The following is a 19,772-nucleotide window of genomic DNA, read 5'->3' as shown; positions in this document are numbered from 1 at the left end:
TGATGGGCTTTTTGCTATCGGTTTAAATTTACCGCACCTTGATACCCCAGCTGGCGCCAGGCTTCATACACGGTGACGGCAACGGAATTGGAGAGATTCATGCTGCGGCTATTCGCTGTCATTGGAATGCGGATTTTTTGTTCCGCCGGCATGCTGTTTAAAATGTCCATTGGAATGCCGCGGGTTTCCGGGCCGAACATTAAATAGTCACCTAATTCAAACTTCACTTCACTATGTGCCGGCGTGCCTTTTGTCGTTAAGGCAAATAAGCGCTTCGGTTGTTCGCTTTGCAAAAATGCCTCGAAGGTTTTGTGCTTTTTTATGTCGGCAAATTCGTGGTAATCCAAGCCGGAGCGACGCAATTTCTTGTCATCCCACGTAAAACCCAATGGTTCGATTAAATGTAACCGAAAGCCGGTGTTGGCGCATAAGCGAATGATATTTCCGGTGTTTTGGGGAATTTCCGGTTCGTATAAAACAATATCTAACATGATGTTCCTGATGGTAAAAATAAACGGCCTATTATAGGCGCAAAAAATGGCATCTAAAAGCGCTCATAAAAAAATCCTCGTCAATGTCGCGAGGATTTTTCTTAAACGATTCATTAAACGTTATACCAACCCACTAAATAGGCTTGGTCTAAAATATGGCCTTGCATTGCATAATGCAGGTCATTAAAACGGAAACCTTGTGGCAAGTTGAGTTTGGTATCTAATGCATAAACATAAAGTTCATAGCGATGGTTTGAATTCGGTGGCGCCATGCCGCCGTAAGCGGAGGCTTCTTTGATATCAAACTTGCCTAATACACTTGCCCAACTGTTTGCACCTTGCACGAAATCCGTGGCGCTTTGGCTTTCGTTTTCCTTAATGGAGGTGCGCTCCAAGTCGGCAATCAGCCAGTGGATCCAAACAAAACCTGAGGCGGTGATGGCATCTTTATCTTCTAGCACTACTGCGAAGGATTTTGTACCGGCAGGGGCGTCGGTGATCTCAAAAGGAATGGAGTACGTTGGCATGCCGTTTGGGCTAAATTGATCGCCCCGTTTGCCGTATTTGTCAGCGAAATGTCCATTTTCAATGGCTGAACTGGTGACTTTCATTTTAATTTCCTCCGTAAAAAACGTGTAAAAAAATGACCGCACTTTTTTACCTCATATTGGCTGAAAGTGCGGTCTCATTTTACGGTGTTTTTACAGTGGCTTCAAATTACCAACCTTTAACCACGCCGTCTTTAAAGTGTTTTTTCGCTTCTTGTTCCACTTCCGGAGTTTGGTAGGCTTTCACGAAATCTTGTACCGCTTTGCTATCTTTGTTATCAGTGCGCGATACGATAATGTTTACATACGGGGAATCTTTATCTTCCACGAACACGCCGTGATCTTGCGCATTCAAGCCAACCTGACCGGCATAGTTGTTATTCACTACAGCCAAATCAACATCGTCTAAGGCGCGTGCCGCAACGGAGGTATCTACTTCTTTCACTTGTAAATGTTTTGGATTTTCAACGATATCCATTGAAGTAGAGAACAGATTGGTTGAATCTTTTAATTTAATGAGTCCTTGTTTTTCCAATAAAATCAATGCACGAGCAAGGTTGCTTGGGTCATTTGGTACGGCGACTACAGCACCATCTTGCAAGTCATTTATGCTTTTGATCTTTTTAGAATAACCCGCTAACGGATAAACAAAGGTATTGCCCACGATAACAAGGTTATTCAAACCTTTCGCTTGGGAATCTTTGTCTAAATATGGTTTGTGTTGCATGGCGTTAGCATCTAAATCGCCTTTGGAAACGGCAGTGTTTGGTAAGGCATAATCGTTGAATAAAACATATTCTACGTCTAAGTTATATTTTTCTTTTGCGACTTTGGCAGCAATTTCGGCCACTTCGTGCTCAGGACCCGCCATCACGCCGACTTTAATTTTTGCCGGTGCTTCTGCTGCCGGTTTGTCTGCCGGCGCAGCTTCTGGTTTCTTCTCTTCGTTACATGCTGTTAGGGCGAAAACAGAGGCTAATGTTGCTACGCCTAATAATTTTTTTAAGTTCATAAAGAATCCTCTTATTTATGATGCTATGTTTGCTTGGTTGATTAACGATGATCTACGCGTTTTGCTAAATCATCGCCCAGTTTTTGTGAAATCATAACGAATACCACGATGATAATCGTGGCTATCCACTTGACATAAACCATATTGCGATATTCGCCGTAGTTGATGGCAAGACTGCCTAAACCGCCGCCGCCGACAATGCCCGCCATAGCGGAATAACCCACCAAGGTGACTAACGTTAAGGTAATTCCGTTAATTAAGGTTGGTAGCGCTTCCGGTAAATAGAATTTTCGAATAATTTGCCAGTTGGTTGCTCCCATAGCTTTTGCCGCTTCCGTTAAACCTTTTGGAATTTCAACTAATGCATTCGCGGTGAGCCTTGCGACAAACGGCATGGCGCAAATGCTTAACGGGATAATTGCTGCAGTTGTCCCCAATGTAGTATTTAACACAAAACGGGTGAACGGCAATAAGATAATTAACAAAATAATAAACGGGATTGAACGTCCGATGTTAATGATGATATTTAGCATCAGATTGAGACGTGAATTCTGCAGAATTTCACCTTTGCCGGTTAAAAAGGTCAGCACGCCAAAAGGTAAACCGACGAGGACCGCTAGAAGGGTTGAGGCGAAACTGATATATACGGTTTCATAGGTGGAAACCCACACCGCTTGCCACATTTGAGGCGTAAGTTGCGTTAAAAAATCATTCCACATAGCCTAATACCTCAACGCGTACATTGTTTTCCATTAAATAAATTTTGGTTTGTGTGATGGCGTCTTCATCACCCTCTACTTCAGCCACTGTGAACCCAAATTTTACGCCGCCGGCATATTCAATTTGCGAGGTTAAGATGCTTAATTCCACACCGAATTTTTTGGAAGCTTGGGATAATAATGGCGCATCCACGGAGCGTCCGGTAAATTCAAATTTGATAATCGGGTAGGACTTAGCGTGTTTCGGCGTTTGTAACAGATTATCGAGATATTCATCCGGCAAATTGACATTAAAGGTAGAACGAATAAATTGTTGCGCCAGTTCGGTTTTCGGATTAGAGAAAATGTCGCTCACCGAACCTTGCTCCACCAGTTTGCCGTGATCGATAATGGCGACTAAATCACAAATGCGTTTGACAACATCCATTTCGTGGGTGATTAAGAGAATGGTGATACCTAAAGTGCGGTTGATTTCTTTTAATAATTTTAAGATGGAATGTGTGGTGGCCGGATCCAAGGCACTGGTAGCCTCGTCGCATAACAACACTTTAGGATCGCTTGCTAGTGCACGTGCAATGGCAACGCGCTGTTTTTGTCCGCCGGATAAATTAGCGGGGTAAACATTTTTTTTGTCACTTAAACCGACTAAGGACAGTAATTCATTTACTTTGGCTTCAATTTCTTTTTTGTGTACGCCATCTAATTCTAAGGGGAGCGCCACATTCCCGAAAACGGTGCGTGAGCTTAATAAATTAAAATGCTGGAAAATCATGCCGATATTACGACGTTCTAATACTAATTCGGCATCACTTAATTGGGTAAGATCGTTGCCATCAATGATGATTGAACCCTCAGAGGGTTTTTCCAATAGGTTTACACAACGAATTAGGGTGCTTTTGCCCGCACCGGACGCACCGATAACACCACAGATGTGGCCTTTCGGAATCTCTAAGGAAACATTATCAAGTGCGGTCAGTTTTTTGCCTGAAACGTCGAAAATTTTGCCTACATTTTTTAGCTTAATCATATAAGCCCTTTGATTCTTTACTTATTTATGAAAATTAAGTTTGTATTCTAGACGTCTAGAATGCCGTGTCAACATTTTATCCGCCATATTATTATAATTGTTTGTTCTTAGCTAGAATAAAATGGCAGGTGGTTTGCATGGTGCGAAAATAAAGAAGATAATCGTCAAGAAACTTAACTATAGGAAGAATAAAATGAACAAAGCGGTGTTTTTAGATCGTGACGGCACATTAAATATTGATTATGGATATGTACATAAAATCGATGATTTTCACTTTATTGAAGGAAGTATTGAAGCACTTAAAAAATTAAAGGAAATGGGATATTTATTAGTATTAGTGACGAATCAATCAGGTATTGCCCGAGGTTATTTTTCCGAACAGGAATTTTTGCAATTAACGGAGTGGATGGATTGGTCATTGGCAGATCGTGATGTGGATTTGGACGGCATCTATTACTGCCCGCATCATCCGGAGGCAAAACTTGCGGAATTTAAACAGGATTGTGATTGTCGCAAGCCTAAATCGGGGATGTTGTTACAGGCGATTGAAGAATTGAATATTGATCCGGCAAGGTCGATTATGATTGGAGATAAAATCGAGGATCTATTTGCAGGCCAAGGCGCAAAGATCAGAACGAATATTTTAGTAAGAACTGGCAAAGATCTGACCGCAAAAGGTGAGGATGAAGCAGACTATATTCTGGATTCTATTGCGGATCTGCCAAGTTTAATTTTTAATCAAAAGATCTGAAAAATAATCAATCGAAAAATATTTTGCAAAAAATCACAAAAAGGGGTTGCAAGGTCTGGATAAAAGCCTATAATACGCCCCCACAACGACGCGCCGTTGTAAAGCACTAAACAGCGCGTCGTTTTTTGTTCTTTAACAATCAATCAGACAAACTGTGTGGGCACTTGAAGATTCGTTTTTAAAAGAATTTTAAAATTGAACTGAATAGTGCTACGAAGATTCGTTTATTTATAGATAGATTAATTAAGTCAGCAGTATTGAGCGATTAAACTTTTTGAATTGAAGAGTTTGATCATGGCTCAGATTGAACGCTGGCGGCAGGCTTAACACATGCAAGTCGAACGGTAACAGGTAAGTACTTGTACTTATGCTGACGAGTGGCGGACGGGTGAGTAATGCTTGGGGATCTGGCTTATGGAGGGGGATAACGACGGGAAACTGTCGCTAATACCGCGTAGAATCGGGAGATGAAAGTGTGGGACCTTCGGGCCACATGCCATAGGATGAACCCAAGTGGGATTAGGTAGTTGGTGGGGTAATGGCCTACCAAGCCGACGATCTCTAGCTGGTCTGAGAGGATGACCAGCCACACCGGGACTGAGACACGGCCCGGACTCCTACGGGAGGCAGCAGTGGGGAATATTGCGCAATGGGGGCAACCCTGACGCAGCCATGCCGCGTGAATGAAGAAGGCCTTCGGGTTGTAAAGTTCTTTCGGTGACGAGGAAGGTTGTTGTGTTAATAGCGCAACAAATTGACGTTAATCACAGAAGAAGCACCGGCTAACTCCGTGCCAGCAGCCGCGGTAATACGGAGGGTGCGAGCGTTAATCGGAATAACTGGGCGTAAAGGGCACGCAGGCGGACTTTTAAGTGAGGTGTGAAATCCCCGGGCTTAACCTGGGAATTGCATTTCAGACTGGGGGTCTAGAGTACTTTAGGGAGGGGTAGAATTCCACGTGTAGCGGTGAAATGCGTAGAGATGTGGAGGAATACCGAAGGCGAAGGCAGCCCCTTGGGAATGTACTGACGCTCATGTGCGAAAGCGTGGGGAGCAAACAGGATTAGATACCCTGGTAGTCCACGCTGTAAACGCTGTCGATTTGGGGATTGTGCTTTGAGCTTGGTGCCCGTAGCTAACGTGATAAATCGACCGCCTGGGGAGTACGGCCGCAAGGTTAAAACTCAAATGAATTGACGGGGGCCCGCACAAGCGGTGGAGCATGTGGTTTAATTCGATGCAACGCGAAGAACCTTACCTACTCTTGACATCCATGGAATCTTGTAGAGATATGAGAGTGCCTTCGGGAACCATGAGACAGGTGCTGCATGGCTGTCGTCAGCTCGTGTTGTGAAATGTTGGGTTAAGTCCCGCAACGAGCGCAACCCTTATCCTTTGTTGCCAGCGATTTGGTCGGGAACTCAAAGGAGACTGCCGGTGATAAACCGGAGGAAGGTGGGGATGACGTCAAGTCATCATGGCCCTTACGAGTAGGGCTACACACGTGCTACAATGGCGTATACAGAGGGCGACGAAGCCGCGAGGTGGAGTGAATCTCAGAAAGTACGTCTAAGTCCGGATTGGAGTCTGCAACTCGACTCCATGAAGTCGGAATCGCTAGTAATCGCGAATCAGAATGTCGCGGTGAATACGTTCCCGGGCCTTGTACACACCGCCCGTCACACCATGGGAGTGGGTTGTACCAGAAGTAGATAGCTTAACCGCAAGGGGGGCGTTTACCACGGTATGATTCATGACTGGGGTGAAGTCGTAACAAGGTAACCGTAGGGGAACCTGCGGTTGGATCACCTCCTTACCGAAAGACGAACTTAAGTGTCCACACAGTTTGGCTGATGATTGTAGACAAGAGAGAACAAAGCAAAGGAAGAAAAGAGAGCATCTTTATATGTTGTCCCCATCGTCTAGAGGCCTAGGACATCGCCCTTTCACGGCGGTAACCGGGGTTCGAATCCCCGTGGGGACGCCATATAAAGATGATTATTCATCTTCTTTATAAAACCTGTTCTTTAACAAACCGGAAACAAGCTGAAAACGAGACTTTCAAGAAAGTCTGAGTGAGAGTGATTGATAAAAGGTGATTACTCTTAATAAATTAACTGTTACTGCTTAGCGGCGTTAAGTGTTTTTCGATTCAATGTTGTGATTTTAAGTGGATTTTCAATTTAATGTTAAGTTCATGAGGTTGAGTTAATCATAAGGTTGAGTTAATCATAAGAATACTTGGGGTTGTATGGTTAAGTGACAAAGCGTACAAGGTGGATGCCTTGGCAATCAGAGGCGAAGAAGGACGTGCTAATCTGCGAAAAGCTTGGATGAGTCGATAAGAGGCGTTTAATCCAAGATGTCCGAATGGGGAAACCCAGTGGGTGAAGAACCCACTATCATTATCTGAATCCATAGGATAATGAGGCGAACCGGGAGAACTGAAACATCTAAGTACCCCGAGGAAAAGAAATCAACCGAGATTTCGTTAGTAGCGGCGAGCGAACGCGAAGGAGCCTGTTAGTGATAATGACAGAGGCAGAGGAACAAGCTGGGAAGCTTGGCGACACAGGGTGATAGCCCCGTACTCGAAGTCCAGGTTATGGTACTAAGCTAACGACAAGTAAGGCGGGACACGTGATATCCTGTTTGAAGATGGGGGGACCATCCTCCAAGGCTAAATACTCCTGATTGACCGATAGTGAACCAGTACTGTGAAGGAAAGGCGAAAAGAACCCCGGTGAGGGGAGTGAAATAGAACCTGAAACCTTGTACGTACAAGCAGTGGGAGCCTGAAAGGGTGACTGCGTACCTTTTGTATAATGGGTCAGCGACTTATATTTTGTAGCGAGGTTAACCGAATAGGGGAGCCGAAGGGAAACCGAGTCTTAACTGGGCGAGTAGTTGCAAGGTATAGACCCGAAACCCGGTGATCTAGCCATGGGCAGGTTGAAGGTTGGGTAACACTAACTGGAGGACCGAACCGACTAATGTTGAAAAATTAGCGGATGACTTGTGGCTGGGGGTGAAAGGCCAATCAAACCGGGAGATAGCTGGTTCTCCCCGAAATCTATTTAGGTAGAGCCTTGAGTGGACACCTTCGGGGGTAGAGCACTGTTTCGGCTAGGGGTCCATCCCGGATTACCAACCCGATGCAAACTGCGAATACCGAAGAGTGATACTCAGGAGACACACGGCGGGTGCTAACGTTCGTCGTGGAGAGGGAAACAACCCAGACCGCCAGCTAAGGTCCCAAAGTCTATATTAAGTGGGAAACGAAGTGGGAAGGCTTAGACAGCTAGGATGTTGGCTTAGAAGCAGCCATCATTTAAAGAAAGCGTAATAGCTCACTAGTCGAGTCGGCCTGCGCGGAAGATGTAACGGGGCTCAAATATAGCACCGAAGCTGCGGCATCAGTAGCAATACTGTTGGGTAGGGGAGCGTTGTGTAAGCGGAAGAAGGTGGCTCGAGAGGGCTGCTGGACGTATCACAAGTGCGAATGCTGACATAAGTAACGATAAAACGGGTGAAAAACCCGTTCGCCGGAAGACCAAGGGTTCCTGTCCAACGTTAATCGGGGCAGGGTGAGTCGGCCCCTAAGGCGAGGCTGAAAAGCGTAGTCGATGGGAAACGGGTTAATATTCCCGTACTTGGATAAACTGCGATGTGGGGACGGAGCAGGTTAGGTTAGCGTGCTGTTGGATATGCACGTTTAAGTTGGTAGGTGGGGAGTTTAGGCAAATCCGGACTTCCTTAACACTGAGAGATGATGACGAGGCTCTACGGAGCTGAAGTAACCGATACCACACTTCCAGGAAAAGCCACTAAGCTTCAGGTTTATCTAAACCGTACTGAAAACCGACACAGGTGGTCAGGTAGAGAATACTTAGGCGCTTGAGAGAACTCGGGTGAAGGAACTAGGCAAAATAGCACCGTAACTTCGGGAGAAGGTGCGCCGGCGTAGATTGTAAGGGTTTACCCCTGAAGGTTGAACCGGTCGAAGTGACCCGCTGGCTGCAACTGTTTATTAAAAACACAGCACTCTGCAAACACGAAAGTGGACGTATAGGGTGTGATGCCTGCCCGGTGCTGGAAGGTTAATTGATGGTGTAATCGCAAGAGAAGCACCTGATCGAAGCCCCAGTAAACGGCGGCCGTAACTATAACGGTCCTAAGGTAGCGAAATTCCTTGTCGGGTAAGTTCCGACCTGCACGAATGGCATAATGATGGCCAGGCTGTCTCCACCCGAGACTCAGTGAAATTGAAATCGCCGTGAAGATGCGGTGTACCCGCGGCTAGACGGAAAGACCCCGTGAACCTTTACTATAGCTTGACACTGAACATTGAATTTTGATGTGTAGGATAGGTGGGAGACTATGAAGATGATACGCCAGTATTGTTGGAGTCGACCTTGAAATACCACCCTTTAACGTTTGATGTTCTAACGAAGATGACGAAACGTGGTCTCGGACAGTGTCTGGTGGGTAGTTTGACTGGGGCGGTCTCCTCCCAAAGAGTAACGGAGGAGCACGAAGGTTTGCTAATGACGGTCGGACATCGTCAGGTTAGTGCAATGGTATAAGCAAGCTTAACTGCGAGACGGACAAGTCGAGCAGGTACGAAAGTAGGTCATAGTGATCCGGTGGTTCTGCATGGAAGGGCCATCGCTCAACGGATAAAAGGTACTCCGGGGATAACAGGCTGATACCGCCCAAGAGTTCATATCGACGGCGGTGTTTGGCACCTCGATGTCGGCTCATCACATCCTGGGGCTGAAGTAGGTCCCAAGGGTATGGCTGTTCGCCATTTAAAGTGGTACGCGAGCTGGGTTTAGAACGTCGTGAGACAGTTCGGTCCCTATCTGCCGTGGGCGTTGGAGAATTGGTTGGGGCTGCTCCTAGTACGAGAGGACCGGAGTGGACGCACCGCTGGTGTTCCGGTTGTGTCGCCAGACGCATTGCCGGGTAGCTAAGTGCGGAAGAGATAAGTGCTGAAAGCATCTAAGCACGAAACTTGCCAAGAGATGAGTTCTCCCAGATTATAAATCTGTAAGGGTTGTTTAAGACTAAGACGTAGATAGGCATGGTGTGTAAGTGGTGCGAGCCATTGAGCTAACATGTACTAATTGCCCGAGAGGCTTAGCCATACAACGCTCAAGTGTTTTTTGGGGAGACCTGAGGCATGAGGGCGGAATTGGGTGAGTAGCAGTTAAGAGAGAGTAAAGAGAGACTGTAGGTGATTCACCGGGAATAGAGGTGATGATACAGAGAGAAAGTTGAGAGTCAGCTTGTTTTGGTTTGAAGGATAGAGAGTAAGATAAAGAAGACGGATTTTAAGTCATCGACCGAATTTTGGCGGCGATAATGCGGTGGGTCCACCTGACTCCATCCCGAACTCAGAAGTGAAACGCCGTAATGCCGATGGTAGTGTGGGATGTTCCCATGTGAGAGTAGGTCACCGCCAAGCTGAATGTAGCCCCCTGATGTGAATGCATCGGGGGGTTTTGTTTTTTATAACGTAGAAATTCCATTGAAAAAACGCTACAATGTCGCACGTATTTTAAATTTCAAGAAAAATTATGACAGCTTTAAACGTACTTATTTACCCGGAAGAGCACCTTAAGGTGGTTTGCGATCCGGTCGTGGAAGTCAATAATAACACGCGTAAAATTATTGATAATATGTTCGATACTATGTATCAAGAAGAAGGTATCGGTTTAGCTGCACCTCAAGTCGATATTTTACAACGTATTATCACGATTGATATTGAGGGCGACAAACAAAACCAGTTGGTATTGATTAACCCTGAAATTTTAGAGTCCGAAGGGAAAACCGGTATTGAAGAAGGTTGTTTATCAATTCCGGGTTTTCGAGCCTGGGTTCCGCGTAAGGAAAAAGTCACGATAAGGGCTCTTGATCGTGATGGCAAGGAATTTACGTTAAAAGCAGACGGCTTGTTGGCAATTTGTATTCAACATGAAATTGATCATTTAAACGGTATTCTTTTTGTTGATTATCTTTCTCCGTTGAAACGTCAGCGCATTAAAGAAAAATTAATTAAACTGAAAAAGCAGCGAGAAAAGCAAAAATAATTGTGAATCCATGAAAAGTGCGGTAATTTTTGACCGCACTTTGTTTATTTATCCATAACGTAGAACATTATGAAACCATTAAATATCATCTTCGCCGGCACGCCGGACTTTGCCGCACAGCATTTACAGGCTTTAATTGACTCTCCGCATAATGTGATTGCGGTGTACACCCAACCTGATAAACCCGCTGGTCGTGGCAAGAAATTACAAGCCAGTTCCGTGAAACAATTGGCTGAGCAACATCAGATTCCTGTCTATCAACCGAAATCCTTACGCAAGCCTGAAACGCAAGCGGAATTGACCGCACTTCAGGCCGATGTCATGGTTGTGGTCGCTTATGGCTTAATTTTGCCACAAGCCGTGTTAGATGCGCCGACCTATGGTTGTTTGAATGTGCATGGTTCGCTACTGCCACGTTGGCGTGGTGCGGCGCCGATTCAACGGGCGATTTGGGCGGGAGATAAACAAACCGGCGTCACTATTATGCAGATGGATGCCGGATTGGATACCGGCGATATGCTGCATAAAGTCTTTTGTGATATTGATCCGCAAGACACGTCGGCTGATTTGTACCATAAATTAGCTGAAATCGCGCTGAATGCGTTGATTGAGGTGCTGAACCATTTAACCGATGGTACTTTCACTGCCGAACCTCAAGATGATATGCAAAGTAATTACGCCGAGAAATTATCAAAAGAGGAAGCAAAACTGGATTGGCAATTGTCGGCAGCACAGTTGGAACGCAATATTCGTGCCTTTAACCCTTGGCCGATGGCATATTTGCAGTTAACTGATGAGCAAGGCAATCCGCAAACATTAAAAGTATATCAAGCTACCGTGTTGCCATCGGTCTCTCAAACACCGGGGACGATTATCAGCGCCGATAAAAACGGTATTCAAATTGCCACAGCAGACGGCGTATTGAATTTATTACAGCTGCAACCGGCAAGCAAGAAACCTATGTCGGCACAAGATTTATTGAACGGTCGCGCCGATTGGTTTGCCGTGGGTAAGGTGTTGGCGTAATGAATAAGGGCGTAAAAAAAACATCGCAAAAAAGCACCGCACTTTCAGTACGAACCGTTGCCGTACAGATTATTTTTCAGGTCTTGACGCAAGGTAAATCCTTATCTGTTTTATTGCCTGAAGCCCAATCTTCTGTGAAAGCTCAAGACTTGCCTTTATTGCAGGAAATCTGTTTTGGTGTGTGTCGTGTGTTGCCGCGTTTGGAACAGATTGTGGCGCAGTTAGTGGACAAGCCGTTGCGTGGCAAAAAACGTATTGTGCATTGTTTGTTATTGGTCGGTTTGTATCAGATTCTATATACGCGCATTCCGGCTTATGCGGCTGTGGATGAAGTAGTAAGTACTGCCAAATCTCTTCAATTACAAAGTTTTCAAGGCCTGGTGAATGCTGTACTACGTCGTTTCTTGCGTGAACAAGATGGTATTTTGGCTAAAGTGGACAAACATTGGCAGACGCTCCACCCCGATTGGTTGGTGAATAAATTAAAGAAAGTGTATGCAAACTGGCGTGACATTATCGACGCCAATAACCAAAAGCCACCTATGTGGTTACGCGTGAATTTACAAAAAAACACGTTGGAAACTTACCGCACTTTATTGACGGAGCAACAAATTGACTCGCAAGTCACATCTCATCCGCAAGCACTGGGATTGGCTCAACCGACAGCGGTGCAACATTTGCCTTGTTTCGCTGATGGCGGTGTAACGGTACAGGATTTGCATGCGCAATGGGCCGCTTTATTGCTACAACCGCAAAATGGTGAGTTGATTTTAGATGCTTGCGCTGCACCGGGGGGCAAAACCACGCATATTTTAGAACTGGCGCCACAGGCTGAGGTGATCGCTTTAGATGTGGAAGAAAGCCGTTTGCAGCGGGTAAAAGAAAATTTAGCCCGTATGCAACAGCAAGCCACCGTAATTTGTGGTGATGCTGTACAACCGCAGGAATGGTTGGCGAAATTAGGCAAAAGTGCGGTGCGTTTTGACCGTATTTTATTAGATGCACCTTGTTCTGCCACTGGGGTCATTCGCCGTCATCCTGACATTAAATGGTTGCGAAAAGAAACGGATATCGATCAGTTAGTGGCGTTACAAGAGCAGATTCTGCACGGATTATGGCAATATTTAAAACCCAACGGCGTGTTGTTGTATGCCACTTGTTCTGTGTTAGCGGAAGAAAATAGCCGACAAATTAGCCGTTTCTTGCAACAAACACCGGATGCGGAATTGGTCGAATTGGTCTTACCTGCAGAGGTGTTAGCGCAAAATCAAAGTGCGGTGGGGTTTCAGTTTATTCCGCAAGCAGACGGCGGTGACGGTTTTTATTATGCGAAATTGGTTAAGCGTCAAAGTTAACTTTTCGCTATGGAGAGAATCGAATGAAAATAATTATTTTGGGTGTAGGACAAGTGGGTTCCACGCTTGCGGCAAATTTGGTAAGCGAAGATAACGATATTACTTTGGTGGATAATGAGTCCGTACGTTTGGAACATTTGCAGGATAAGCATGATTTGCGCGTTATGAAGGGCTCTGCTTCATCGCCGAAAGTATTGCGTGATGCGGGCGCACCAGATGCAGATTTATTAATTGCGGTCACCAGTTCTGATGAAATTAACATGGTGGCTTGCCAGATTAGTTATACGTTGTTTAACACCCCCACAAAAATTGCGCGGATTCGCAATAGCGAATATTTGAAAGAGAAAGATAAGTTATTTAATCAGGATGTGATTCCTATTGATCATATTATTTCGCCGGAAAATTTGGTTACGCAAGATATTGTGCGTTTGGTCGAGTATCCCGGCGCGTTACAAGTGGCCCATTTAGCTAAAGATAAAATCAGTTTGGTTGTGGTAAAAGCCTACTACGGTGGGCCGTTAGTGGGGTATTCGATTTCAACCTTGAAGGAACACCTTCCTCATGTTGATTGCCGTATTGTGTCTATTTTGCGACAAGATAAAGTGATTCGTCCGCAAGGTTCTACGATTATTGAAGCCGGTGATGAAATTACCTTTATTTGTGCCACGGTGCATATTAAAGCGGTGATGAGCGAGCTTCAGCGTTTAGAAAAACCATATAAACGCGTAATGATTGTCAGTGGCGGGAATATTGGCGCCGGCGTGGCAAAGCATTTGGAAGAGCATTGCACGGTAAAATTAATCGAGCGCAATGCTGAGCGTGCAGCGACATTAGCAGAGAAATTGTCAAAGACCTTAGTGTTTCACGGTGATGCGTCCGATCAAGGTTTATTATTTGAAGAACATATTGAAAATATTGATGTGTTTTTGTCTCTGTCCAGTGATGACGAAGCCAATATTATGTCAGCCTTGTTAGCCAAGCGCTTAGGCGCGAAGAAAGCCATGGTGTTGATTCAACGCATGGCGTATATCAACCTAATTCAAGGCGGTACTATTGATATTGCAATTTCGCCGCAACAAGCGACGATTTCTGCTTTACTTGGACATGTGCGTAAAGGTGATGTGGCCAATGTGGTGTCTTTGCGTCATGGCTTGGCAGAAGCCTTAGAAATTATTGTCCATGGTGATGAAAACACCTCCAATGTGATTGGTCGCGAAATTGGCGAATTGAAATTACCTACCGGTGCGCTAATCGGTGCTGTTTTGCGTGGCAACGATGTGATTATCGGTAATAACCAAATGACCATTCAAGAAGGCGATCATGTAGTGGTGTATTTAAGTGATAAGAAATACATTTCTGACTTAGAGAAATTATTTCAACCAAGTGCATTCTTTATTTAAGAAGCAAGAAAAAATTGTGCTTCTTGCATAAACTGTCTATAATGTACGGTCGTTTTAATCAGTAATGCATTTTATGTATTATCTAACAAGTCTATCTTAACTTTTCATTAGGAGAACTTTATGAGTTTCATTAAAGAATTTCGCGAATTTGCCATGCGTGGTAATGTTGTTGACATGGCAGTCGGTGTGATCATCGGTGGTGCATTCGGTAAAATTGTTAGCTCATTGGTAGCAGACGTTTTTATGCCGGTATTAGGTATTTTAACCGGCGGTGTTGATTTCAAAGATTTGAAAATCACGCTAGCTCAAGCCGTAGGCGAAACTCCGGCAGTGACCTTAAATTATGGTGTATTTATCCAAAACGTATTTGATTTCATCATTATTGCTTTTGCAATTTTCATGATGATTAAAGCGTTAAACAAATTGAAAAAACCGGTAGAAGAAGCGCCGGCAGAACCTTCAGTAGAAGAAAAATTATTAGCTGAAATTCGTGACTTATTGAAAAAATAATATCGATTAAGTAAAAATCTTCTCCTTGTGAGAAGATTTTTCTTTTTATTCCTGTATCATATCCGCACTTGTCCCTTCCTACTTTTTGCAAGGAAACATTATGAGTCATTTAGACGAATTAAAAGCTGAAACCCGTGAAATTATTACCGATTTGTTAAATGACGGTAGCGATCCGGATGCGTTGTATATTATTGAACATCACATTTCTCATCATAATTTTGATAAATTAGAAAAAATTGCTATGGACGCATTTAAAGTCGGTTATGAGGTTTCTGAGGCGGAAGAATTTGAAGAGGAAAATGGCAGCGTATTGTTCTGCTGCGATATTATTAGTGAAGTGGAACTCAAACCATCAATTATTGATGCCCAACAAAAAGAATTACTGCCGTTAGTAGAAAAATATCAAGGCAGTTATGACGGTTGGGGAACCTATTTTGAAGATCCGAATGCGGATGACGATGAATATGGTGGTGACAGTGAATTTTTTGACGAAGATGATGCCTTAGATGATGACGATTAATTCGTTGAACATTAAAAAACACTCGTAGAAACAATTGCACTTTTTAATCTTTATAGGAGATACTTATGAAATTTAAAAACTTAGCCTTATTACTTTTGCCTTTAAGCATGGCTTTGACTGCCAATGCAGAAATAAAACCCGCTGATGAGCCGGAAAAAAATGTGATTTCTTTTAGTACGGAAGTTACTAAGGACGTGGATTATGATGTCATGGAAGTGACGCTTTTCGTTAAAGAAGAAAATAAAAACTTAAAAGAATTAAATCAAACTATTAATCAGAAAGTGAATGCCGCGCTAGAGGTGCTTAAAAAACAAAGTGCGGTGGAAGCTAAGAAAAATACGCGTAGCACACAAGCGCGTTATGACAGCAAAGGTAAGCAGTCCGGATGGATTGAACGTGCTGATTTAGTGTTGGAAAGTAAGGATTTTGTGGTGTTGTCTCAAGTGATTTCCGACTTAAATGACACTTTTGCCATTACTGATGTGGTTCAGAAGCTATCTAAAGAAGCTGCAGCGAAATTTGAAGATGAAATGATTAAAAGTGCTTTGGTACAATTCCAGCACAAAGCACAGTTGATCCAAACTTCACTGAATGCCAAAGGTTATGAAGTGGTGAGTTTAAATCTAGATAGCCAAAATGAAGTGCCATATTTTGACCGACGTATGATACCGGTTGCCAAAATGAACTCTTTCTCTTCAGAGGAGGCGGCTGATGAAGTGAATCTGGGTAATAACGGTAAAGCAGAATTAAAAGCCTCGGTAAGTGCGCAAATTAAGTTATTAAAATAATCACTTTTTCACAAATAAGATTTTTATAAAATGACAACGTTTTTCTGCGGTTAAGGTTGACGCAGAAATTCTTTTTTGAATAATGAGGTAAACAATGAAAGTTGCAAAAAATGTGGTGGTAAGTATCGCTTATCAAGTTCGTACCGAAGATGGTGTATTGGTGGATGAAGCACCGTCGAATCAGCCGTTACAATATTTACAAGGTCATAATAACCTTGTGATCGGTTTGGAAAATGCCTTAGAAGGTAAATCTGTGGGCGACAAATTTGAAGTTCGCGTAAAACCGGAAGAAGGTTACGGCGAATATAACGAAAATATGGTGCAACGTGTGCCAAAAGATGTGTTTGTCGGCGTAGATGAATTAACAGTGGGGATGCGTTTTATCGCTGATACTGATATGGGGCCGTTACCTGTGGTGATTACCGAAGTGGGTGACAATGATGTGGTAGTTGACGGTAACCATATGTTGGCCGGCCAAGAATTACACTTCACTGTGGAAGTGGTGGATACGCGTGAAGCAACGCTCGAAGAAATTGCACACGGCCATTTACATCAAGAAGGCGGCTGTTGTAGCGGTCATGACCATGACAGCGATGAAGCAGGACACTCTTGCTGTGGTGGTCATCACCATCATTATGACCACGATCACCACCATGAGGGTTGCTGTAGCGGTCATCATCATGATCATGAGGACGACCATCATCACGGAGGGAGTTGCGGCTGCAAACACTAAAAAACGCTCATAAAAAAGACCGCACTGAAGTACGGTCTTTTATTTTTATACACTTTATTTATTTTACACTTGCCTTTTTCAGTACATCATACATCGCATCTTTTAAACGTAACTTTTCCTTTTTTAACATTTCCACTTCATTGTGTGTCCTCAATTCAATATTGGATTCAATGTTTTTAATACGTTGGTCCAGTTCGTTATGTCTGTAAAATAAATTGGCGAAGTAAGCATCTTCAATTTTAAGTTTGGTAATTAGGTCTTTAAATTCGGGAAACATGGAAACACCTCATAATAAGATAATGACAGTATAACGAAAGTTATACTGTCATTATCTTATCGAATTTTCACCAAAATAAATGTGCGGGAGATCACAAAATACATCCATAAAACTTAACATTTATGTTACAGGCCGTGTTCTTGTTTGATTTTGTTTAATAACGCATCGCAGCATGTATCCAATAACGCGTAAGTTTGATTGAAGTCTTTGGTATACCATGGATCAGGAATGTGATCGATGCCTAAATCGGGACAAAGCTCGGTGATTTGAAATAACTTTTTCGGATGACAACCAAACAGCCGTTCTAAATCCCGTAAGTTTTCATTGTCCATGGCGATGATATAATCAAAATCTGTCCAATCTTTTGACTGCACTTTTCGGCTAACAAAATCGTTAGAGGCAATACGGTGTTGGTCTAACATGTCGGCAGTGCCACAGTGCATTCCTTCGCCATCATGCCATCCTGACGTGCCTGCACTGTCGGTGCGTATGCGGTTTTGTAAGCCTGCCAGTTTGATTTTTTCCCGCATTAAATATTCTGCCATCGGGGAGCGGCAAATATTGCCTAAACAAACAAAAAGGATGTTAATAGATTGCATGATTTTTCCTCATATGAAATAAAAAATCCTCATAACGAGGATTTTCGTTTAAATTCCGTTAGTTTGTCGCCATTCTGTTAATTTGGCAAAGAGCATTTTGCCCATTGGGCTTGGATCTCCACTGAATAAGGTTTTTAACCCGTTATTTTCAATAATATGACGACGTAATGCCAGGCGTTCTTGGTGATTTTCCGCTAAACGAATAGCGCGTTCGATATAATCCTCCACACTGTCGGCAATAAGCCATTCCGGTAGCCCTAAGCGTTTAAACAGGCCTTCATCGATGTGTTCGTGTACTTCCGGGCCGGTTTTACATACGCCCACCAAGCCGAGCGTGACCATGTCGATAATGCCATTAGTGTTGCCGAATGGGAACGGATTGAGCATCATGTCGCAGTTGTGCAGAATGTCTAAATACCGATTGTAAGGTGAATGAGGATGTGCCGTTGCATCATCGCCCAAATAGGTGCGAATAAAACGCGCTATATAAGGATGCGTGATGCCGCTGGATTGACCAAGCGCGAAGTGGAAATGGATTTTCACTTTGGCGCGATCACGAATAACTTTGAGTGCTTCCAAGAAATACGGATTCAGTTTCATGGTGGTGGCCGCAATACCAATATTCACAACTTCGGGGTTTTCCCGTAAGACATATTGCACATCGGTTGGCGCTAATGAAGATGGTACATAAGGTAAAGCATCTTTCGGTAAACGGAGTAGGGTTTCGCTAAAGCAAGACACTGAACCTACATAATCATCTTCCACAATCACATATTCAATAAATTCTGAATGGGTGGTGGCGGGGTGACCTAAGGCGATGACTTGAATAGGGGCAAAGCGGGCATTACTTACAAAGATGGTAGCTAAATCCATGCCAATGCTTGGCATATATAAAACGGCAGCATCGTTTTTTTCACACATCTCTTTTAAGAAAGCTAATTTTTTTAAAATATTGGAATCGTCAAATTCATGAAATTCATCAAACACATCCCGCCCGGCTTGATCTACGGCATTATTGCCCAAGCCAATTAAATAAAATTGCTCCCGTGCGGCGATCATGGATGTGGAGTGAGTACGATAGATGGAGTGAGAAGAGTGGAAATGCTCCAAGACAACCACCATCACAGGTTTGCCGTTACGCATGCCGATTTGTGTAATTTGTCTGTCCTGCCAACCGCACTTTAGGAGGTGGCTACGAATAACTTGATTTAGCGCCTTCTTCACGTTGTGTTTATTTTCTGCCGTGTCATAGCTGCAATGCATATACACATCATGCGAAATATTGCTCGGCAGGTCATCTAAGACGTGAAATTGCTCAAGTTTCGCAGGGAACCATTGCAAAATCGCACTACGCTTAGAGAATGCTGCCGGAGTGCCAATAAAACGTGGTGATTGCAAGGCAAAACATAAGGAACCACAAATGTTTTTATCGGCCTCCCACATAGTATCTAAGTTAAGGTTTACGTTGCTTTCCGGAAGATAAAGCACGGCGAATTTCATCAGCACGTTCTTATTCGGTTCCAAGTAAATATCATAAATGGAGTCACGTTCCGGGTTGCAATTATAGGTTTGTAAAATATGGTCGGCATTAATGTAAGGTGAGCTAGCGAAAATTAAGTTTAACCAGCGTTGTACCACGAAGAAACGATTGGCACCGGATTCTGATAAAGAAAACTGCGGGTCGCAAAAGAGCTGTGTGATAGCATTGGCCATGCGAGTACAAAAATACACAATGCGATCTTGCATTAGCGTTTCCAATTGTTGCGGATAATCAAAGTCAATGCCCTCGATGTCACCGAAGTTGGTATCGATTTTATTTAAAATATCTAGTAACTCGGTGCAGGCCGCTTCATAATTTTTTTCCGTAATGGCTTTTTCAAATTGTATTACGCTTGGATTTTTCTTTTCGGACATAAGTCCT

Annotated in this window: 17 protein-coding genes, 1 tRNA gene and 3 rRNA genes; 13 read left to right on the top strand and 8 right to left on the bottom strand. The window is 43.7% G+C overall.

All coding sequences use genetic code 11. The features are described 5' to 3' along the window. Positions 1–14 precede the first annotated feature (14 nt). From trmL to metN, 5 genes are all read right to left on the bottom strand, one after another. The gene (gene trmL / locus EL144_RS06055) at positions 15–491 is read right to left on the bottom strand and encodes a tRNA (uridine(34)/cytosine(34)/5-carboxymethylaminomethyluridine(34)-2'-O)-methyltransferase TrmL (protein ID WP_005704903.1); all 477 of its coding nucleotides are present in this window, start codon (positions 489–491) and stop codon (positions 15–17) included. A gap of 113 nt (positions 492–604) precedes the next feature. Continuing rightward, positions 605–1,102, bottom strand: a complete 498-nt coding sequence (locus tag EL144_RS06050; protein WP_005702560.1) for a YbhB/YbcL family Raf kinase inhibitor-like protein — start codon at positions 1,100–1,102, stop codon at positions 605–607. 106 nt (positions 1,103–1,208) lie between these two features. Further along, positions 1,209–2,051 carry a MetQ/NlpA family lipoprotein gene (locus EL144_RS06045; protein WP_050332943.1) on the bottom strand — a complete coding sequence of 281 codons (843 nt, stop codon included), beginning with the start codon at positions 2,049–2,051 and terminating at the stop codon, positions 1,209–1,211. A gap of 41 nt (positions 2,052–2,092) precedes the next feature. Next, on the bottom strand, positions 2,093–2,770 hold the full coding sequence (locus EL144_RS06040) for a methionine ABC transporter permease (protein ID WP_005704899.1): 678 nt from the start codon (positions 2,768–2,770) through the stop codon (positions 2,093–2,095). Further along, positions 2,760–3,797, bottom strand: coding sequence for a methionine ABC transporter ATP-binding protein MetN (gene metN, locus EL144_RS06035; RefSeq protein WP_005702563.1), 1,038 nt, complete (start codon positions 3,795–3,797; stop codon positions 2,760–2,762). The genes EL144_RS06040 and metN overlap by 11 nt, the downstream gene beginning before the upstream one ends. A 193-nt stretch (positions 3,798–3,990) precedes the next feature. Between metN and gmhB the strand changes: the two genes are divergently transcribed. The 13 genes from gmhB to slyD all read left to right on the top strand — a co-directional run bounded on the left by gmhB (position 3,991) and on the right by slyD (position 16,975). After that, on the top strand, positions 3,991–4,548 hold the full coding sequence (gene gmhB / locus EL144_RS06030; RefSeq protein WP_032995402.1) for a D-glycero-beta-D-manno-heptose 1,7-bisphosphate 7-phosphatase: 558 nt from the start codon (positions 3,991–3,993) through the stop codon (positions 4,546–4,548). Between the two features lie 276 nt (positions 4,549–4,824). After that, positions 4,825–6,364: ribosomal RNA gene (locus EL144_RS06025) — 16S ribosomal RNA — on the top strand. Between the two features lie 95 nt (positions 6,365–6,459). Beyond that, positions 6,460–6,535: transfer RNA gene (locus EL144_RS06020), tRNA-Glu, on the top strand. 266 nt (positions 6,536–6,801) lie between these two features. Beyond that, positions 6,802–9,698, top strand: a 23S ribosomal RNA gene (locus EL144_RS06015). Positions 9,699–9,902: 204 nt separating this feature from the next. Beyond that, positions 9,903–10,018, top strand: a 5S ribosomal RNA gene (gene rrf / locus EL144_RS06010). Together the 16S, 23S and 5S rRNA genes with 1 tRNA gene alongside form the textbook arrangement of a ribosomal RNA operon. Positions 10,019–10,130: 112 nt before the next feature. Continuing rightward, positions 10,131–10,643, top strand: a complete 513-nt coding sequence (gene def / locus EL144_RS06005) for a peptide deformylase (RefSeq protein ID WP_005704416.1) — start codon at positions 10,131–10,133, stop codon at positions 10,641–10,643. A gap of 69 nt (positions 10,644–10,712) precedes the next feature. Next, positions 10,713–11,669, top strand: a complete 957-nt coding sequence (fmt, locus tag EL144_RS06000; protein ID WP_005704418.1) for a methionyl-tRNA formyltransferase — start codon at positions 10,713–10,715, stop codon at positions 11,667–11,669. Then, positions 11,669–13,024, top strand: coding sequence for a 16S rRNA (cytosine(967)-C(5))-methyltransferase RsmB (gene rsmB / locus EL144_RS05995; RefSeq protein WP_050332885.1), 1,356 nt, complete (start codon positions 11,669–11,671; stop codon positions 13,022–13,024). The genes fmt and rsmB overlap by 1 nt, the downstream gene beginning before the upstream one ends. Before the next feature lie 23 nt (positions 13,025–13,047). Then, positions 13,048–14,424 carry a Trk system potassium transporter TrkA gene (trkA, locus tag EL144_RS05990; RefSeq protein WP_005704421.1) on the top strand — a complete coding sequence of 459 codons (1,377 nt, stop codon included), beginning with the start codon at positions 13,048–13,050 and terminating at the stop codon, positions 14,422–14,424. 120 nt (positions 14,425–14,544) lie between these two features. Continuing rightward, on the top strand, positions 14,545–14,934 hold the full coding sequence (mscL, locus tag EL144_RS05985; RefSeq protein ID WP_005701911.1) for a large-conductance mechanosensitive channel protein MscL: 390 nt from the start codon (positions 14,545–14,547) through the stop codon (positions 14,932–14,934). A 100-nt stretch (positions 14,935–15,034) separates the two neighbouring features. Further along, complete coding sequence (gene rraB, locus EL144_RS05980) at positions 15,035–15,454, top strand: ribonuclease E inhibitor RraB (protein WP_005701910.1); 420 nt, start codon at positions 15,035–15,037, stop codon at positions 15,452–15,454. Between the two features lie 65 nt (positions 15,455–15,519). Then, positions 15,520–16,242 carry an SIMPL domain-containing protein gene (locus EL144_RS05975; RefSeq protein WP_005701909.1) on the top strand — a complete coding sequence of 241 codons (723 nt, stop codon included), beginning with the start codon at positions 15,520–15,522 and terminating at the stop codon, positions 16,240–16,242. A 94-nt stretch (positions 16,243–16,336) separates the two neighbouring features. Beyond that, on the top strand, positions 16,337–16,975 hold the full coding sequence (gene slyD / locus EL144_RS05970; RefSeq protein ID WP_005701908.1) for a peptidylprolyl isomerase: 639 nt from the start codon (positions 16,337–16,339) through the stop codon (positions 16,973–16,975). A 58-nt stretch (positions 16,976–17,033) separates the two neighbouring features. On the opposite strand, the gene EL144_RS05965 is transcribed toward slyD, so the two are convergent. The 3 genes from EL144_RS05965 to EL144_RS05955 all read right to left on the bottom strand — a co-directional run bounded on the left by EL144_RS05965 (position 17,034) and on the right by EL144_RS05955 (position 19,765). Further along, complete coding sequence (locus EL144_RS05965) at positions 17,034–17,252, bottom strand: YdcH family protein (RefSeq protein WP_005701907.1); 219 nt, start codon at positions 17,250–17,252, stop codon at positions 17,034–17,036. A 125-nt stretch (positions 17,253–17,377) separates the two neighbouring features. Beyond that, on the bottom strand, positions 17,378–17,851 hold the full coding sequence (locus EL144_RS05960) for a low molecular weight protein-tyrosine-phosphatase (protein WP_005704422.1): 474 nt from the start codon (positions 17,849–17,851) through the stop codon (positions 17,378–17,380). A gap of 48 nt (positions 17,852–17,899) precedes the next feature. After that, positions 17,900–19,765, bottom strand: a complete 1,866-nt coding sequence (locus EL144_RS05955) for a UDP-glucose:protein N-beta-glucosyltransferase (RefSeq protein WP_050332886.1) — start codon at positions 19,763–19,765, stop codon at positions 17,900–17,902. Between the last annotated feature and the right edge of the window lie 7 nt (positions 19,766–19,772).

Source organism: Aggregatibacter aphrophilus ATCC 33389, assembly GCF_900636915.1.
Taxonomy (GTDB): Bacteria; Pseudomonadota; Gammaproteobacteria; order Enterobacterales; family Pasteurellaceae; genus Aggregatibacter; species Aggregatibacter aphrophilus.
Note: the sequence above shows the minus strand (reverse complement) of the source record. Positions and strands in the feature narration are given on the sequence as shown.

Bases quoted from the DNA above. Each gene is read 5' to 3' on its own strand.
- EL144_RS06040 (WP_005704899.1), bottom strand. From the start codon at position 2,770: ATGTGGAATGATTTTTTAACGCAACTTACGCCTCAAATGTGGCAAGCG.
- mscL (WP_005701911.1), top strand. From the start codon at position 14,545: ATGAGTTTCATTAAAGAATTTCGCGAATTTGCCATGCGTGGTAATGTT.
- fmt (WP_005704418.1), top strand. From the start codon at position 10,713: ATGAAACCATTAAATATCATCTTCGCCGGCACGCCGGACTTTGCCGCA.
- trmL (WP_005704903.1), bottom strand. From the start codon at position 491: ATGTTAGATATTGTTTTATACGAACCGGAAATTCCCCAAAACACCGGA.
- EL144_RS06045 (WP_050332943.1), bottom strand. From the start codon at position 2,051: ATGAACTTAAAAAAATTATTAGGCGTAGCAACATTAGCCTCTGTTTTC.
- EL144_RS05955 (WP_050332886.1), bottom strand. From the start codon at position 19,765: ATGTCCGAAAAGAAAAATCCAAGCGTAATACAATTTGAAAAAGCCATT.
- rsmB (WP_050332885.1), top strand. From the start codon at position 11,669: ATGAATAAGGGCGTAAAAAAAACATCGCAAAAAAGCACCGCACTTTCA.
- EL144_RS05960 (WP_005704422.1), bottom strand. From the start codon at position 17,851: ATGCAATCTATTAACATCCTTTTTGTTTGTTTAGGCAATATTTGCCGC.
- EL144_RS05975 (WP_005701909.1), top strand. From the start codon at position 15,520: ATGAAATTTAAAAACTTAGCCTTATTACTTTTGCCTTTAAGCATGGCT.
- def (WP_005704416.1), top strand. From the start codon at position 10,131: ATGACAGCTTTAAACGTACTTATTTACCCGGAAGAGCACCTTAAGGTG.
- metN (WP_005702563.1), bottom strand. From the start codon at position 3,797: ATGATTAAGCTAAAAAATGTAGGCAAAATTTTCGACGTTTCAGGCAAA.
- rraB (WP_005701910.1), top strand. From the start codon at position 15,035: ATGAGTCATTTAGACGAATTAAAAGCTGAAACCCGTGAAATTATTACC.
- EL144_RS05965 (WP_005701907.1), bottom strand. From the start codon at position 17,252: ATGTTTCCCGAATTTAAAGACCTAATTACCAAACTTAAAATTGAAGAT.
- EL144_RS06050 (WP_005702560.1), bottom strand. From the start codon at position 1,102: ATGAAAGTCACCAGTTCAGCCATTGAAAATGGACATTTCGCTGACAAA.
- gmhB (WP_032995402.1), top strand. From the start codon at position 3,991: ATGAACAAAGCGGTGTTTTTAGATCGTGACGGCACATTAAATATTGAT.
- slyD (WP_005701908.1), top strand. From the start codon at position 16,337: ATGAAAGTTGCAAAAAATGTGGTGGTAAGTATCGCTTATCAAGTTCGT.
- trkA (WP_005704421.1), top strand. From the start codon at position 13,048: ATGAAAATAATTATTTTGGGTGTAGGACAAGTGGGTTCCACGCTTGCG.